This window comes from Vibrio sp. ArtGut-C1 (assembly GCF_002105475.1).
Taxonomy (GTDB): domain Bacteria; phylum Pseudomonadota; class Gammaproteobacteria; order Enterobacterales; family Vibrionaceae; genus Vibrio; species Vibrio diabolicus.
On the sequence record NZ_NCTH01000008.1, the window covers coordinates 100,899 to 115,156 of the forward strand.

The 14,258-nt window shown below is 46.9% G+C and carries 14 protein-coding genes; 11 read left to right on the top strand and 3 right to left on the bottom strand.

What is annotated here, in order from left to right:
- Nucleotides 1-191 precede the first annotated feature (191 nt).
- The 3 genes from pckA to hslR all read right to left on the bottom strand — a co-directional run bounded on the left by pckA (nucleotide 192) and on the right by hslR (nucleotide 3,451).
- On the bottom strand, nucleotides 192-1,820 hold the full coding sequence (pckA, locus tag B7360_RS09395; RefSeq protein WP_085343380.1) for a phosphoenolpyruvate carboxykinase (ATP): 1,629 nt from the start codon (nucleotides 1,818-1,820) through the stop codon (nucleotides 192-194).
- 337 nt (nucleotides 1,821-2,157) lie between these two features.
- Nucleotides 2,158-3,033, bottom strand: coding sequence for an Hsp33 family molecular chaperone HslO (gene hslO / locus B7360_RS09400; protein ID WP_046874147.1), 876 nt, complete (start codon nucleotides 3,031-3,033; stop codon nucleotides 2,158-2,160).
- 31 nt (nucleotides 3,034-3,064) lie between these two features.
- Nucleotides 3,065-3,451 (bottom strand): ribosome-associated heat shock protein Hsp15, encoded by a 387-nt coding sequence (gene hslR / locus B7360_RS09405; protein ID WP_031780440.1) that lies wholly within the window; start codon nucleotides 3,449-3,451, stop codon nucleotides 3,065-3,067.
- Between the two features lie 253 nt (nucleotides 3,452-3,704).
- Between hslR and gspC the strand changes: the two genes are divergently transcribed.
- The 11 genes from gspC to B7360_RS09460 are packed head-to-tail and all read left to right on the top strand — an operon-like array spanning nucleotide 3,705 to nucleotide 14,257.
- The gene (gspC, locus tag B7360_RS09410; protein ID WP_048624610.1) at nucleotides 3,705-4,628 is read left to right on the top strand and encodes a type II secretion system protein GspC; all 924 of its coding nucleotides are present in this window, start codon (nucleotides 3,705-3,707) and stop codon (nucleotides 4,626-4,628) included.
- Between the two features lie 36 nt (nucleotides 4,629-4,664).
- A complete protein-coding gene (gspD, locus tag B7360_RS09415; RefSeq protein WP_046874146.1) occupies nucleotides 4,665-6,689 on the top strand; it encodes a type II secretion system secretin GspD in 2,025 nt (674 codons plus the stop codon).
- Complete coding sequence (gene gspE, locus B7360_RS09420; protein WP_005394994.1) at nucleotides 6,689-8,191, top strand: type II secretion system ATPase GspE; 1,503 nt, start codon at nucleotides 6,689-6,691, stop codon at nucleotides 8,189-8,191. The genes gspD and gspE overlap by 1 nt, the downstream gene beginning before the upstream one ends.
- Nucleotides 8,191-9,408, top strand: a complete 1,218-nt coding sequence (gene gspF / locus B7360_RS09425; RefSeq protein ID WP_085343381.1) for a type II secretion system inner membrane protein GspF — start codon at nucleotides 8,191-8,193, stop codon at nucleotides 9,406-9,408. The genes gspE and gspF overlap by 1 nt, the downstream gene beginning before the upstream one ends.
- Nucleotides 9,409-9,467: 59 nt before the next feature.
- The gene (gene gspG, locus B7360_RS09430) at nucleotides 9,468-9,911 is read left to right on the top strand and encodes a type II secretion system major pseudopilin GspG (protein WP_005394985.1); all 444 of its coding nucleotides are present in this window, start codon (nucleotides 9,468-9,470) and stop codon (nucleotides 9,909-9,911) included.
- Between the two features lie 30 nt (nucleotides 9,912-9,941).
- Nucleotides 9,942-10,544 (top strand): type II secretion system minor pseudopilin GspH, encoded by a 603-nt coding sequence (gspH, locus tag B7360_RS09435; protein ID WP_046874189.1) that lies wholly within the window; start codon nucleotides 9,942-9,944, stop codon nucleotides 10,542-10,544.
- Nucleotides 10,525-10,920 carry a type II secretion system minor pseudopilin GspI gene (gene gspI / locus B7360_RS09440; protein WP_031780439.1) on the top strand — a complete coding sequence of 132 codons (396 nt, stop codon included), beginning with the start codon at nucleotides 10,525-10,527 and terminating at the stop codon, nucleotides 10,918-10,920. The genes gspH and gspI overlap by 20 nt, the downstream gene beginning before the upstream one ends.
- On the top strand, nucleotides 10,907-11,584 hold the full coding sequence (gspJ, locus tag B7360_RS09445; protein WP_085343382.1) for a type II secretion system minor pseudopilin GspJ: 678 nt from the start codon (nucleotides 10,907-10,909) through the stop codon (nucleotides 11,582-11,584). Before gspI ends, gspJ begins: the two co-directional genes overlap by 14 nt.
- Nucleotides 11,577-12,587: a type II secretion system minor pseudopilin GspK gene (gspK, locus tag B7360_RS09450; RefSeq protein WP_006741791.1), complete on the top strand. Its 1,011-nt coding sequence runs from the start codon at nucleotides 11,577-11,579 to the stop codon at nucleotides 12,585-12,587. The genes gspJ and gspK overlap by 8 nt, the downstream gene beginning before the upstream one ends.
- Nucleotides 12,556-13,758, top strand: coding sequence for a type II secretion system protein GspL (gene gspL / locus B7360_RS09455; protein WP_005394975.1), 1,203 nt, complete (start codon nucleotides 12,556-12,558; stop codon nucleotides 13,756-13,758). Before gspK ends, gspL begins: the two co-directional genes overlap by 32 nt.
- A gap of 7 nt (nucleotides 13,759-13,765) precedes the next feature.
- Complete coding sequence (locus tag B7360_RS09460) at nucleotides 13,766-14,257, top strand: type II secretion system protein M (RefSeq protein ID WP_085343383.1); 492 nt, start codon at nucleotides 13,766-13,768, stop codon at nucleotides 14,255-14,257.
- Nucleotide 14,258: the final 1 nt, after the last annotated feature.

The following is a 14,258-nucleotide window of genomic DNA, read 5'->3' on the forward strand; positions in this document are numbered from 1 at the left end:
CTGCTAGAACCTACGTTTGCTATTAAATAAAACTAGATAGGCTTTAGCTTGTATCAATATTCTGCGGTATTCAATAAAAAGCCCCTCAAAAGAGGGGCTTGAAGCGGTTTTTTTGTAACTTGGTCTACGTAAAAGTGATAAGTGGCTGACCACTTACCACTGTGGTTTACGCGACGTCGTTGTTACTCGATTTAATCAATCTGAGGGCCAGCGGCAACCAGAGATTTACCTTCCGTATTGTCCGTGTATTTATCAAAGTTATTGATAAAGCGTTCAGCCAAGTCTTTCGCTTTGCTTTCCCACTGAAGTGGATCAACGTACGTGTCACGAGGGTCTAGAATGCTTGGATCCACACCTGGTAGTGAAGTCGGTACCTCAAGATTGAAGATAGGAATGTGCTTAGTTGGTGCATCTTCAATCGAACCATCAAGAATCGCATCAATAATTCCGCGCGTATCTTGAATCGAGATACGTTTGCCAGTGCCGTTCCAACCTGTATTCACTAGGTAAGCCTCAGCGCCTGCTGCTTCCATACGTTTAACCAGTACTTCTGCGTATTTAGTTGGGTGAAGCGTTAGGAACGCTGCGCCAAAACATGCAGAGAAGGTTGGCGTTGGCTCAGTAATACCACGCTCTGTTCCTGCCAGTTTTGCAGTAAAGCCAGATAGGAAGTGGTACTTCGTTTGCTCAGGTGTCAATTTAGACACTGGAGGTAGCACACCAAATGCGTCCGCCGATAGGAAGATCACTTTATTCGCGTGACCGCCTTTTGATACTGGCTTAACGATGTTGTCGATATGGTAGATAGGGTAAGAAACACGAGTGTTTTCTGTTTTCGAACCATCATCAAAGTCGATAGAGCCATCGCTACGTACCGTTACGTTTTCTAGCAGTGCATCACGGCGAATCGCGTTGTAGATGTCCGGCTCCGCTTCTTTCGATAGCTTGATGGTTTTCGCGTAACAACCACCTTCGAAGTTGAAGACGCCGTCATCATCCCAACCGTGCTCATCATCACCAATTAGCGCACGTTTAGGGTCAGTTGATAGTGTGGTTTTACCGGTACCAGAGAGACCAAAGAATACCGCTACGTCGCCGTCTTTGCCCATGTTAGCGCTACAGTGCATGGATGCGATGTCTTTTAATGGAAGGAAGTAGTTCATCATTGCGAACATGCCTTTCTTCATCTCACCGCCGTACCAAGTACCACCGATAAGTTGCATGCGCTCGGTTAGGTTAAATACGGTGAAGTTTTCTGAGTTCAGACCTTGCTCTTCCCATTTTGGGTTAGTGCATTTTGCGCCATTCATTACCACGAAGTCTGGTTCAAATGTTGCCAATTCTTCTTCCGTTGGGCGGATAAACATGTTTTTAACGAAGTGCGCTTGCCATGCGACTTCCGTGATAACACGAATGCTCAAACGCGTATCTGGGTTTGCACCACAGTAACCGTCAACAACAAACAAGCGTTTGTTAGAAAGCTGGTTTGTGACCAGTTCTTTCAGCTCGTCCCACACTTCTGGAGTGATTGGTTTGTTGTCATTTTTTACTTGATCAGACGTCCACCACATATGCTCTTCTGTCGTAGCGTCTTTGACGATGTATTTATCTTTTGGTGAGCGACCAGTAAAGATGCCAGTGTCAACGGCAACCGCACCTAGTTCAGTAACCACGCCACGCTCATAACCAGTTAGGTCTTCACGCGTTTCTTCCTCAAACAACATTTCGTAGCTAGGGTTGCGAATAACCTCTTTAACGTTATGCAGTCCGTGCTTGGTTAGATCAAGTGTTGCAGCCTTAGTATGTTCCATAACGGTCATAGGTGCTCCTTATAAGGATTTTTGTAGGGATTTTGTAAGAATGTTTTAATTTTAATCTGCTCACCATGCTAGCAACGGGGCGGGGAGAAAACAGGGAGATAGCTCAAAATTTATCCATGATTTCAATAAGGTTTTAGGTAACCCGTCACATATTGGTGGGAATAGTTTATCGTGCACGCAATCCTTTGCGCTAGGGCAAAATCATTATTAATTGTTTAAAATTAAGCAGTTGTTTTATTACGCTTGAAGCGAGGCATTACGAGGGGTTGATCACAAAAATGCCAGCATTAAGCTGGCATTTTGTAGGGTAAATTACGTGCTTGATAAGCTATGTAAATTAATGCAGGGTTTTCTTGTCCGCAGAAGCTTGTGCATACAGCTCGGTGACTTCTGCTTCGTCGAACGTATAGGTCGTGCCACAGTAATCACAATGTAAAGAAACGGATCCTACTTCAGCCAAAATGTCATAAATTTCAGCTTTCTCAACGGTGATGATAGCGGCACCACTACGATCACGAGAACAGCCACAATGGAATTCGACAGGTTGCGGTTCGTAAAGGCGCACTTTGTCTTGGTTATATAGGCGGTATAGTAGTTCGTTAGCTTCTAGACCAAATAGCTCTTCATCTTTTACCGTGTCAGTCAGTTGCTCTAGATGCTCGAAATCATCTGGTGAACCAGTGCCATCAGGGATTACTTGAATCAACATACCTGCTGCGTGGGCTTTACCTTCATGCTCGCCCGTGCGGATCCATAGGCGCGTTTTTAGCTGCTCTGAGTTTGCGAAGTAGCCTTCTAGTACGTCGGCTAGAGTATCACCTTCTAATCCAACGACACCTTGGTAACGCTCACCGTTTTTTGGTTCGATAGTGATAACGAGGTAACCTTTGCCCATGAGATCGTGGAGGCTTGCATCATCGGCAATATCGCCTTCCCAGCGAGCCACGCCACGAACGCGTTGCTTGTGGTCACCGTTGATAACGGCAAGAGATACAGGGCCGTCGCCTTGTAGCTGAATGGTGATTGAGCCTTCGAACTTAAGAGTGGCAGTTAAAAGAGTGGTTGAAACGAGTAGCTCACCCAGCAGTTTCTCTATTGCTGCCGGATATTCCTTGCTGGAGATAACACGTTGGTACGCTTCATCCAATTGTACCAACTCGCCACGTACTGAAAGATCTTCGAATAGGTAGCGGTTTAAAACATTATTTGCCATGGAGTGCTTTCCTCGTTGGTAATTCCGGCTTTTATTGGTGTTTGAACTTAATGATGTCTCTGCGCTGCTTTTTATCTGGGCGGCGTTCTGGACTTGGGTTGTGGGCATTAAGCTTACGTTGAGTCGCGTGTTCCTCACGTTTCGCTATACTTTCATTAGTTTCGCGATACAAGGTCTGTGCGATGGGAGCGCCTCGGCGTTGATCAGAAATTTTTTCGATGATCACCGTTTTTTCTTCGTTGCCTTGACGAAGTCTTACTTCGGCGCCCACTTCAACGATTTTACTCGGTTTGCTTCGTTGGCCATTATAGTGGACTTTACCACCATCGACCATGTTACGAGCGATAGAGCGGGTTTTATAAAATCTTGCGGCCCATAGCCATTTATCTAGCCTAACGGCTTCATTTAGGGAACTCATAGAACACTACGCTATCTAATCACTGCCCGAATATGGCAATGAGTGATGGATTATTCACCTACAGATGGAGTCAAGGCGTATTTTTTTCAAGGGAGTTGGCAAAAACTGCATAAGAAAAAGGTATGAAAGACAACTTGTGATATAGTTCACTGCTCTTTGTTGAGTAATAATTTTATTGCAAATTTAGCAATTTAAAGTCGATAGCTATTGTTATAGCTTAAATGACGAACGTTAGAATAAAGGAATCCATTCAGTGAAACGTTTAGAGCTAAGTGCAGGATTATCAAGCAGACCGCTACTGGCTCAGATCAAGTCCAATAATTATACAATTCAAGCCAAACTTAGCTTGTTGCTCACCTGTCTGTTTATTGCGATAACCGGATGGATACTTGGCAAAATTGTATGGTTAGCCATACCTCAATCGTCGGAAGTGCCGCAATGGCGTCCATCGACGAGCAGCGTTGTTGCGAGCAATAAAGGCGACGCGATAGATTTTAATGCCCTTCAGAATGCCAACCTATTCGGTAAATTCACTGAACAAAAGCCTGCAGTTGTAGAACAACCTGTTGTTAAAGACGCTCCTAAGACGCGCCTTAACCTTACACTGGTTGGCGCGGTTGCAAGCAGTGATGCGAATACCAGCCTTGCTGTCATTGCCAACCGCGGTAAGCAAGCAACGTATGGTTTAGGTGAAGAAATTGAAGGTACGCGTGCGACACTAAAAGCCGTATTAGTGGATCGCGTCATCATTGATAACCAAGGTCGAGACGAGACCTTAATGATGCAGGGTATAGAATATAAGAAGCTATCTGAATCGCCGCAGATAGCCAGAGCCCAATCTCAACGAGCAGAATCAACGTCTGACGTTGGAGAAAAATTAGAGCAAATCCGAGAGGAAATTGCGAAAGATCCACAAAGCGTTTTCAAATACATCACCATTTCACCCGTCAAAAGAGACGGGGGCATTGTTGGTTATCGAGTGTCACCGGGTCGTGATGCCGCGCTGTTTAATGATGTGGGTCTAGAACCTGGTGATATTGCGGTGCAACTTAACGGGATCGATTTAAGCGACCCGTCTTCTTCAGTACAACTGATGCAAGTGATGAGCGATCCGCAAGAATTAAATTTAACTGTTGAGCGCGACGGCCAACAGTACGATATCTATATCCAATTGTAAGACTTAGGCAACCGGCGTAAGTTCAGGGAGACATACGTGAAACATTGGTTCAGCAAAAGTGCTTGGCTACTAGCAGGAAGTTTACTCTGCGTCCCAGGTGCAATAGCAAACGAATTTAGTGCCAGCTTTAAAGGCACTGATATTCAAGAATTCATCAACATAGTGGGTCGTAATCTCGAAAAGACCATCATTGTTGACCCTTCAGTGCGCGGTAAAATCGATGTCCGCAGCTATGATGTGCTTAACGAAGAGCAATACTACAGCTTTTTCCTTAACGTACTCGAAGTATACGGCTACGCCGTCGTAGAAATGGACAACGGTGTACTTAAGGTTATCAAAGCGAAAGACTCAAAAACGTCAGCAATCCCTGTATTAGGTGATGGCAGCGCGCAAGGCGACAGCGTTATCACTCGAGTTGTTGCGGTGCGTAATGTGTCGGTTCGTGAGTTGTCTCCTCTACTTCGTCAACTGATTGATAATGCTGGTGCTGGTAACGTAGTTCACTACGATCCTGCGAACATCATCTTAATCACAGGTCGTGCGGCGGTCGTAAATCGCTTAGCAGAAATCATTAAGCGTGTTGACCAAGCGGGTGATAAAGAAATTGAGCTGGTGGAACTGCGCAATGCTTCTGCTGCCGAAATGGTGCGTATTGTTGAAGCACTGAATAAAAGCACCAATCAGAAGAGCACGCCTGAGTTCCTTGAGCCTAAAATTGTTGCCGATGAACGCACCAACGCGATTTTGATTTCTGGCGATCCTAAAGTACGTGCGCGTCTGAAGCGATTGATTCGTCAACTTGACGTTGAAATGGCGACCAAAGGTAACAACCGCGTGGTTTACCTGAAGAACGCGAAAGCTGAAGATTTGGTGGATGTACTAAAAGGTGTCTCCGATAACCTACAAGCTGAAAAGCAAGTCGGCCAGAAAGCGTCAGGTGCCCAGCGTGGTGAAGTGGTGATTGCTGCGCACGCAGCGACCAACGCCTTAGTATTAACGGCTCCACCAGATATCATGAATGCGCTACAAGATGTTATTGCTCAGCTTGATATTCGTCGTGCTCAAGTCTTGATTGAGGCGCTGATCGTTGAAATGTCAGAAGGTGACGGCATTAACTTAGGTGTTCAGTGGGGCTCACTGGAAACCGGTGCGGTGATTCAGTACGGTAACTCTGGTGCACCGATTGGTCAGGTGATGGTTGGTCTAGAAGAAGCAAAAGACACGGTAGAGAAAAAACCGATCCGAGACTCAGAGACAGGTGCTATCAAGTACTACGAAGAAACCACGACAAAAGGTGATTACTCGACGTTAGCATCGGCACTGAGCGGTGTTAACGGTGCTGCGATGAGCATCGTGATGGGTGACTGGACTGCTTTGGTCAGTGCAGTAGCGACCGACTCCAACTCAAACATTCTATCTTCTCCAAGTATTACTGTAATGGATAATGGTGAAGCATCATTTATTGTTGGTGAAGAAGTGCCTGTTATCACAGGCTCTACGGCTGGCTCAAACAACGACAATCCATTCCAAACGGTTGACCGTAAAGAGGTGGGCATCAAGCTTAAGGTTGTGCCACAAATTAACGAAGGTGACTCTGTTCAGTTAAATATCGAGCAAGAAGTGTCCAATGTATTAGGTGCAAACGGTGCGGTTGACGTTCGATTTGCTAAGCGTCAGCTAAATACCTCAGTCATGATCCAAGATGGTCAGATGCTGGTTCTTGGTGGCTTGGTTGATGAACGTGCACTCGAAAGTGAGTCAAAAGTACCGCTACTGGGTGACATCCCAGTGCTTGGTCATTTGTTCAAATCAACCAGCACGCAAACAGAAAAGCGTAACTTGATGGTGTTCATCAAGCCGACGATTATTCGTGATGGTATGACTGCAGACGGCATTACACAGCGCAAATACAACTTTATTCGCGCAGAGCAGCTCTACAAAGCGGATCAAGGATTGAAGTTGATGGCTGACGAGAAGATCCCAGTCATGCCAGCCTTTGGCCAGGAGCGTCAGCACCCAACCGAGATCCAAGCGTTTATTGATCAAATGGAAAACAACTAATGGTTGATATGTTAGACACAGCGCCAAGTATGCGTCGTCTGCCATTCAGTTTTGCCAATCGCTTTAAACTGGTGCTGGAGACAGAGCATCCTGAGCGTCCGCCCATTCTTTACTATGTCGAGCCGCTCAACCCAGCGGCTCTGGTCGAAGTCCGTCGTGTGCTGAAGAAAAGCTTCGTACCGCAGCCTATCGATAAAGAAGCCTTTGATAAAAAGCTGACCGAAGCATATCAACGTGACTCGTCTGAAGCGCGTCAATTGATGGAAGACATCGGTGCCGATAGCGACGACTTTTTCTCATTGGCTGAAGAGCTGCCGCATGATGAAGACTTGCTAGAGTCAGAAGACGATGCACCAATTATTAAGTTGATCAATGCGATGTTGGGTGAAGCGATCAAAGAAGGGGCGTCGGATATTCACATCGAAACTTTCGAGAAAACCCTTTCGATTCGTTTCCGTGTCGATGGCGTATTGCGTGAAGTGCTCACTCCAAGTCGTAAGCTTGCACCACTGTTAGTGTCGCGAGTGAAGGTCATGGCGAAGCTGGATATTGCAGAAAAGCGTGTACCTCAAGATGGTCGTATCTCGCTGCGTATTGGTGGTCGTGCGGTTGATGTGCGTGTTTCTACAATGCCGTCGTCACATGGTGAGCGAGTAGTTATGCGTCTGTTGGATAAAAACGCGACGCGTCTCGATTTGCATAGCTTAGGTATGACGCCTTCCGTGCACGACAATTTCCGTCATCTTATTCAGCGTCCTCACGGTATTATCTTGGTCACCGGCCCGACGGGTTCTGGTAAGTCGACGACTTTGTACGCTGGCTTGCAAGAGATCAACAGTAACGAACGCAATATCTTAACGGTCGAAGACCCGATCGAATTTGACATTGATGGCATCGGTCAGACTCAGGTGAACCCGAAGGTCGACATGACTTTTGCGCGTGGCTTGCGTGCTATTCTGCGTCAGGACCCTGACGTGGTGATGGTCGGTGAGATCCGTGACTTAGAAACCGCACAAATTGCAGTGCAAGCGTCCTTAACGGGTCACTTAGTAATGTCGACCCTTCACACCAACACCGCTGTTGGTGCGATCACGCGTCTACGCGATATGGGCATTGAGCCATTCCTTATTTCTTCATCGTTATTAGGTGTGTTAGCACAGCGCTTGGTTCGTACGCTTTGCCCGAGTTGCAAAGAACCGTATGAAGCCGATGCTGAACAGAAGAAACTGTTTGGTATGGAAGCACATGAACCACTAGAGCTACACCGTGCTAAGGGCTGCGAAGCGTGTAACCAAAAAGGCTACCGAGGTCGAACAGGTATCCACGAGCTCATTATGGTCGATGAGCAAGTGCAAGAATTGATTCACCGAGAGTCTGGTGAGCAAGAAATTGAGAGAGCCGTTCGCGCCCATACGCCAAGTATTCGCAGTGATGGTCTAAGCAAAGTACGTCGTGGTATTACGTCACTTGAAGAAGTGATGCGAGTGACGAAGGAAACCTAATGGCGGCATTTGAGTACAAAGCGCTAGATGCAAAAGGCAAGCATAAAAAAGGCACGATAGAAGGGGACAACGCCCGACAAGTACGCCAGCGACTCAAAGAGCAAGGGATGATCCCGATTGAAGTGGTCGAGACGAAAGCTAAATCGGCTAAGTCTTCAGGCTCAGTCAGCTTTAAGCGCGGCATCTCAACATCTGAGCTGGCACTAATCACACGTCAATTGTCCACGTTAGTCCAATCAGGTATGCCTTTGGAAGAATGTTTGCGTGCTGTCTCTGAGCAGGCTGAAAAGCCGAGAATTCGTTCTATGCTGGCTGCGGTTCGCTCGAAAGTAACCGAGGGTTATCCGCTCGCCGACAGTTTTGCTGATTACCCCTACGTGTTTGATGAGCTCTATCGCTCCATGGTTGCGGCGGGTGAAAAGTCAGGCCATCTTGATACGGTATTAGAGCGTTTGGCGGACTACGTCGAAAACCGTCAGAAGATGCGTTCCAAACTGCTTCAAGCCATGATTTACCCGGTGGTTTTAGTGGTGTTTGCGGTTGTTATTGTTTCTTTCTTATTAGCGACAGTGGTACCCAAAATCATTGAGCCAATCATTCAGATGGGACAAGAGTTACCTCAGTCAACACAGTTCTTACTGGCAGCCAGTGAGTTTGTGCAAGATTGGGGGCTTATCATCTTCGTCGTGCTGGTGGTGTTTTTCTATGGGCTCAAACTGGCGTTGCAAAAACCAGACTTTCGCTTAGCTTGGGATAGAAAAATCTTGAGTCTACCGCTATTGGGCAAAATCTCTCGAGGTTTGAATACCGCACGATTCGCACGAACACTTTCGATTTGTACTTCCAGTGCGATTCCAATTCTAGAAGGCATGCGTGTCGCGGTGGATGTTATGTCTAATCGCTATGTGAAGCAGCAAGTGTTACTTGCTGCAGATAACGTTCGAGAAGGTGCCAGCCTGCGTAAGGCGTTAGATCAAACTCGTCTGTTTCCACCAATGATGCTACACATGATCGCCAGTGGTGAGCAAAGTGGTGAATTGGAGAGCATGTTGACGCGTGCTGCCGATAACCAAGATCAAAACTTTGAATCTACAGTCAATATTGCGTTAGGCGTATTCACTCCGGCATTAATTGCCTTAATGGCTGGATTAGTGTTGTTTATTGTGATGGCGACCTTGATGCCAATGCTAGAAATGAATAACTTGATGAGCGGATAAATTCGAATTAAGACGTGTCTACTTACGGCATGGCTTGAATCTAACTTTCGGAGAAAAAAATGAAATTTAAGCGTAGTAAACAACACGGTTTCACACTTTTAGAAGTGATGGTTGTTGTCGTTATCCTTGGTATTTTGGCAAGTTTCGTTGTTCCAAACCTATTGGGTAACAAAGAGAAGGCTGACCAACAAAAAGCGATTACGGACATCGTAGCGCTGGAAAATGCCCTAGACATGTACAAGTTGGATAACAGCGTTTACCCAACGACAGACCAAGGCCTGGAAGCATTAGTTAGCAAACCTTCTAATCCAGAGCCTCGCAACTATCGTGATGGCGGTTACATCAAACGTCTTCCTAATGACCCTTGGGGTAACCAGTACCAGTACCTAAGCCCAGGCGATAACGGTACGATTGACATCTTCACTCTAGGCGCAGATGGCCAAGAGGGTGGAGAAGGTCCAGCTGCAGATATTGGCAACTGGAACATGCAAGATTTCCAATAAATAGAGCCTAAGCCAGCACTAATGAAGCAAATGCGAAAACACAACGGTTTTACATTGATAGAAATTCTATTGGTGCTGGTTTTGCTATCCCTCACGGCAGTGGCCGTGATCACGACATTACCGACCAGCCAAAAAGATCTTTCCAAACAGTATGCTCAAAGCTTTTTTCAGCGTTTACAGCTGCTTAACGAAGAGGCAGTACTAAGCGGTAAAGACTTTGGCGTTCGAGTGGATGACGCTAAATCAACGTACGCTCTACTGAGTTTGACCGCGGAAGGTTGGCAGCCTCTGGAGTTAAAGCAGATTCCGAGCAAAACCAAGTTGGAAGATGACATTACGCTACTGCTCGAGCTAGGTGGCGGTGCTTGGGATAATGATGATCGCTTATTCAAACCGGGCTCTCTTTTTGATGAAGACATGTTTGCTGAAGAAGACGACGACGAAAAGAAAGTTAAGCCACCGCAAGTGTTTATCTTCTCCAGTGCAGAAGTTACGCCATTTACTCTGTCTTTTTTTCCGCAAAATGGTGACGCCTTTAATGACGGGTGGCGAGTCATCGGCAAAGAAAGTGGACAAATCTTGTTACTAGCGCCGGGCGAAGAAGTGAAAGAGGATGAGAATGCGCAATTCTAAGCAAGCTCGCCCACATTGGAGTCATCGCCGGACGAGAGGCATGACACTACTGGAAGTATTGGTCGCACTGGCTATTTTCGCCACCGCTGCCATCAGCGTCATTCGCTCGGTGAGCCAGCATATTAATACGATCAGTTATTTAGAAGAAAAAATGTTTGCAGCCATGGTTGTGGATAATCAGATGGCCAACGTGATGTTGAGTACCAGTGAACTTAAAGTAAAGAACGGCACAGAAGAGCTGGCTGGGCGCACTTGGTACTGGAAAATCACGCCTGTTGCCACCACGCAGCCATTGCTGAAAGCATTTGATGTGAGTGTCGCGCTCGAGAAAAACGCGAGCCCAGTCGTGACGGTACGAAGTTATGTGGCGCAATAAGAATCCACGCGCAAGTAAGCGCCAACTGGCAAAAGGTTTTACACTTATTGAAGTGCTGGTCTCGATTGCCATTTTTGCCAGTTTAAGTGTCGCCGCGTATCAAGTGGTATCGCAAGTGCAGCGCAGCAATGCACTATCACAAGAGCGAACTCAGCGCTTAAATGAAATTCAGCGCGCCATGGTGATGATGGATAATGACTTTCGTCAAATGGCGATGCGCCAAACGCGGACAAATGGTGAAGAGCCCGCGAGCCAACTGATTTTTTGGTCAGATTACTTGCTCGACTCCGATACTAAAGGGCTAATGTTTGCTCGCTTAGGATGGCACAACCCTCAACTGCAGTTCCCCCGAGGGGAGGTCACTAAGGTTGGCTATCGTTTAAAAGAAGAAACATTACAACGAGTATGGTGGCGCTACCCTGACACGCCAGTGGGTCAACAAGGCATCGTTACCCCATTGCTGACGCAGGTCGAATCGTTTGATATGCGTTTTTACGATGGTAACCAATGGAAAAAAGAGTGGGATGATGAAAAGTCGCTACCGAAAGCGGTTTCTGTGATCCTTACTCTAAAAGATTATGGAGAGATTGCCCGCACCTATCTGACTCCTGATGGCACATTGAGTCAGAAAGAAGGAAGTTCAGGAGGCAGCAATAATGGTTAATCGTCAGCGCGGTGTCGCTTTGATTATTGTGCTGATGTTACTGGCGATTATGGCGACAGTTGCCGCCAGCATGTCGGAGCGTTTGTTTTTGCAGTTTCAGCGGGGCGCCAATCAAGTTAACTACCAGCAAGCGTATTGGTATAGCCTTGGGGTAGAGGCGTTGGCAAAAGTCGGTATCGAGCAAAGCTACAAAGACACCGATACGATCAATATGAGTCAGCCGTGGGCAATAAAAGAACAAGTCTATCCGCTAGATTATGGTCAAGCGGCGGGACGAATTAGAGACAAACAAGCGTGCTTTAACCTCAATGTATTGAGCCGTGTGCAACCGACAGGACAGCAAATCGCAAGACCGTATTTAGTCAATGTATTGCAGCGTTTATTGGAAGAATCGGATGTGGAGTCGTATCAGGCAGAAATCATTGCAGACTCTACCTGGGAATACATTGATGCTGATGACACCGTGCGCTCCACAACCGGGGTCGAAGACAGCACATATGAAGCGATGAAACCCGCGTATTTAGCGTCAAATGGCTGGATGGCAGATGCCACCGAGTTGCGAGCGGTTTATCAGGTGAGTGGTGAGATTTTCCAAAAATTGGAACCGCTAATCTGCGCATTGCCTAGTGATGATTGGCGTTTAAACGTAAATACGATTGAAGTCGAGCAAGCTCCGATTTTGGTGGCAATGTTCTCACCAAACTTAAGCAGTAGTGATGCGATTCAGCTAATTGAAAAACGCCCATTTGATGGGTGGGATAGCATTGATGAATTTTTAGCAGAGTCAGAAATGGCTGGCTTAAGTGAAGATGTAAAGAAAAACGCCAAAGGCTATTTGGGTGTGGATAGCGCCTTTTTTGAATTGGATGCACAAGTGTTGGTGGATGAATCACGTGTACGTATCCGAAGCCTTTTGCAAAGTACAAATAGAGAGACGGTGACCGTAGTTCGCCGTCGTTTTGGAGGGATCAGTGAGCGAGTTTCTGACCGTTCGGCTGAGTAGCGAACAACAAAGTACCATTCCTTGGGTGGTGTGGTCGACAGATCAACAGGAAGTGATTGCCAGCGGTGAAATCGCCGGATGGGAACACTTAGATGAGTTGATCTCTTATGCAGGTCAGCGCCAAGTTGTGGCGCTATTGGCGAGTAATGATGTGGTCTTGACGCAAGTGGATATACCGCCAGGCGCAACACGTCAGTTCGACGCGATGTTACCGTACCTCGTGGAAGATGAAGTCGCGCAGGACGTTGATGGCCTTCACTTTACCGTGTTAGGTAAACAAGCGGATAAAGCGCAAGTGTGCGCTGTTGAACGCGCTTGGATTCAGACCGTATTGCAGCGTTTTTCAAGCCAAGGCATCACCATCAAACGCATCTTGCCAGATGTGCTTGCGTTACCTGTTCAGGGAGAGCATAGCAGTGCCGCGATGCTTGGTGATCAATGGTTGATTCGTCACTCAGCGACAGAGGGTGCGGTTGTCGATGCTTCTTGGTTAGACCTTTACCTCTCTTCTTATCTACAAAATCATGAAGGTTGGAAGCTCGATTGCTATAGCTCAGTCCCTGAATCTGCGTTACCTGAAGTATGGGAGCCGCAGCCAGAAGAAATGACCATGGGGTTACTGGCGAAGGGGGTGACAGAAAGCAAAGTCAATTTGCTGACCGGGATCTTCAAGCCTAAATCTTCTTGGGGTAAATACTGGAAGCTCTGGCAAAAAGCCACCATTGCTGCGGGCGTGCTTATCGTTGTTATGGTTGCGCAGCAGTTGCTCGTCGTCCACAAGTACGAAGCACAAGCACAAGCGTATCGTGAGGAGAGTGAGCGCATTTTCCGCCAGGTGTTCCCGAATAAACGACGAATTCCTACCGTTAGTTATCTCAAACGACAAATGGATGATGAAGAGCGCCGCTTATCTGGTGGTGGCGGTCAGCAGGCGATGTTGTCTTGGTTGGCGGCACTGCCAGCGACACTGGGTCAGGTCAGCGATTTGGAAATCACCAGTTTTAAATATGATGGTCAACGTGGCGAAGTGCGAATTCAAGCTCGCAGTTCAGACTTCCAACCTTTTGAGCAGGCTCGTGTGAAATTGGCAGAGAAGTTTAATGTTGAGCAAGGACAGCTGAACCGTAGCGATAACGTTGTGGTTGGCAGCTTTGTTTTGAAGCGTTTGTGAGGTGATGATGAAAAACTTAATTTCTCAAGCTCAGGTTTGGTGGAGCAGCATCTCACAGCGTGAGCAGCGTTTGGTCATGGGATGTGGCGCTATTGCCGTTATCGGCATTATTTATTGGGGGTTGCTACAGCCAATGAGCCAACGTGCGGAGCTAGCTCAATCACGTATTCAAAGTGAAAAACAGTTGCTGGCTTGGGTACAAGATAAAGCGGATGGCATCACTGCACTGCGCAAAAGCAGCGGTGTGAGCTACTCTAGTCAACCGTTGAATCAACTGGTTTCTTCTTCAGCCCGTCGTTATAAAGTTGAGTTGATTCGAGTACAACCTCGCAATGAGAGTGTTCAGGTGTGGATCAAACCACTCGCGTTTAATCAGCTGGTGGATTGGTTACGTTACTTGAAAGAGCAACAGGGTATTGAAGTCGAATTTTTAGATATCGACCGAACGGATCAAGCGGGCATGATTGATGTGAACCGCCTTCAGTTTAAGCGAGGTTAAG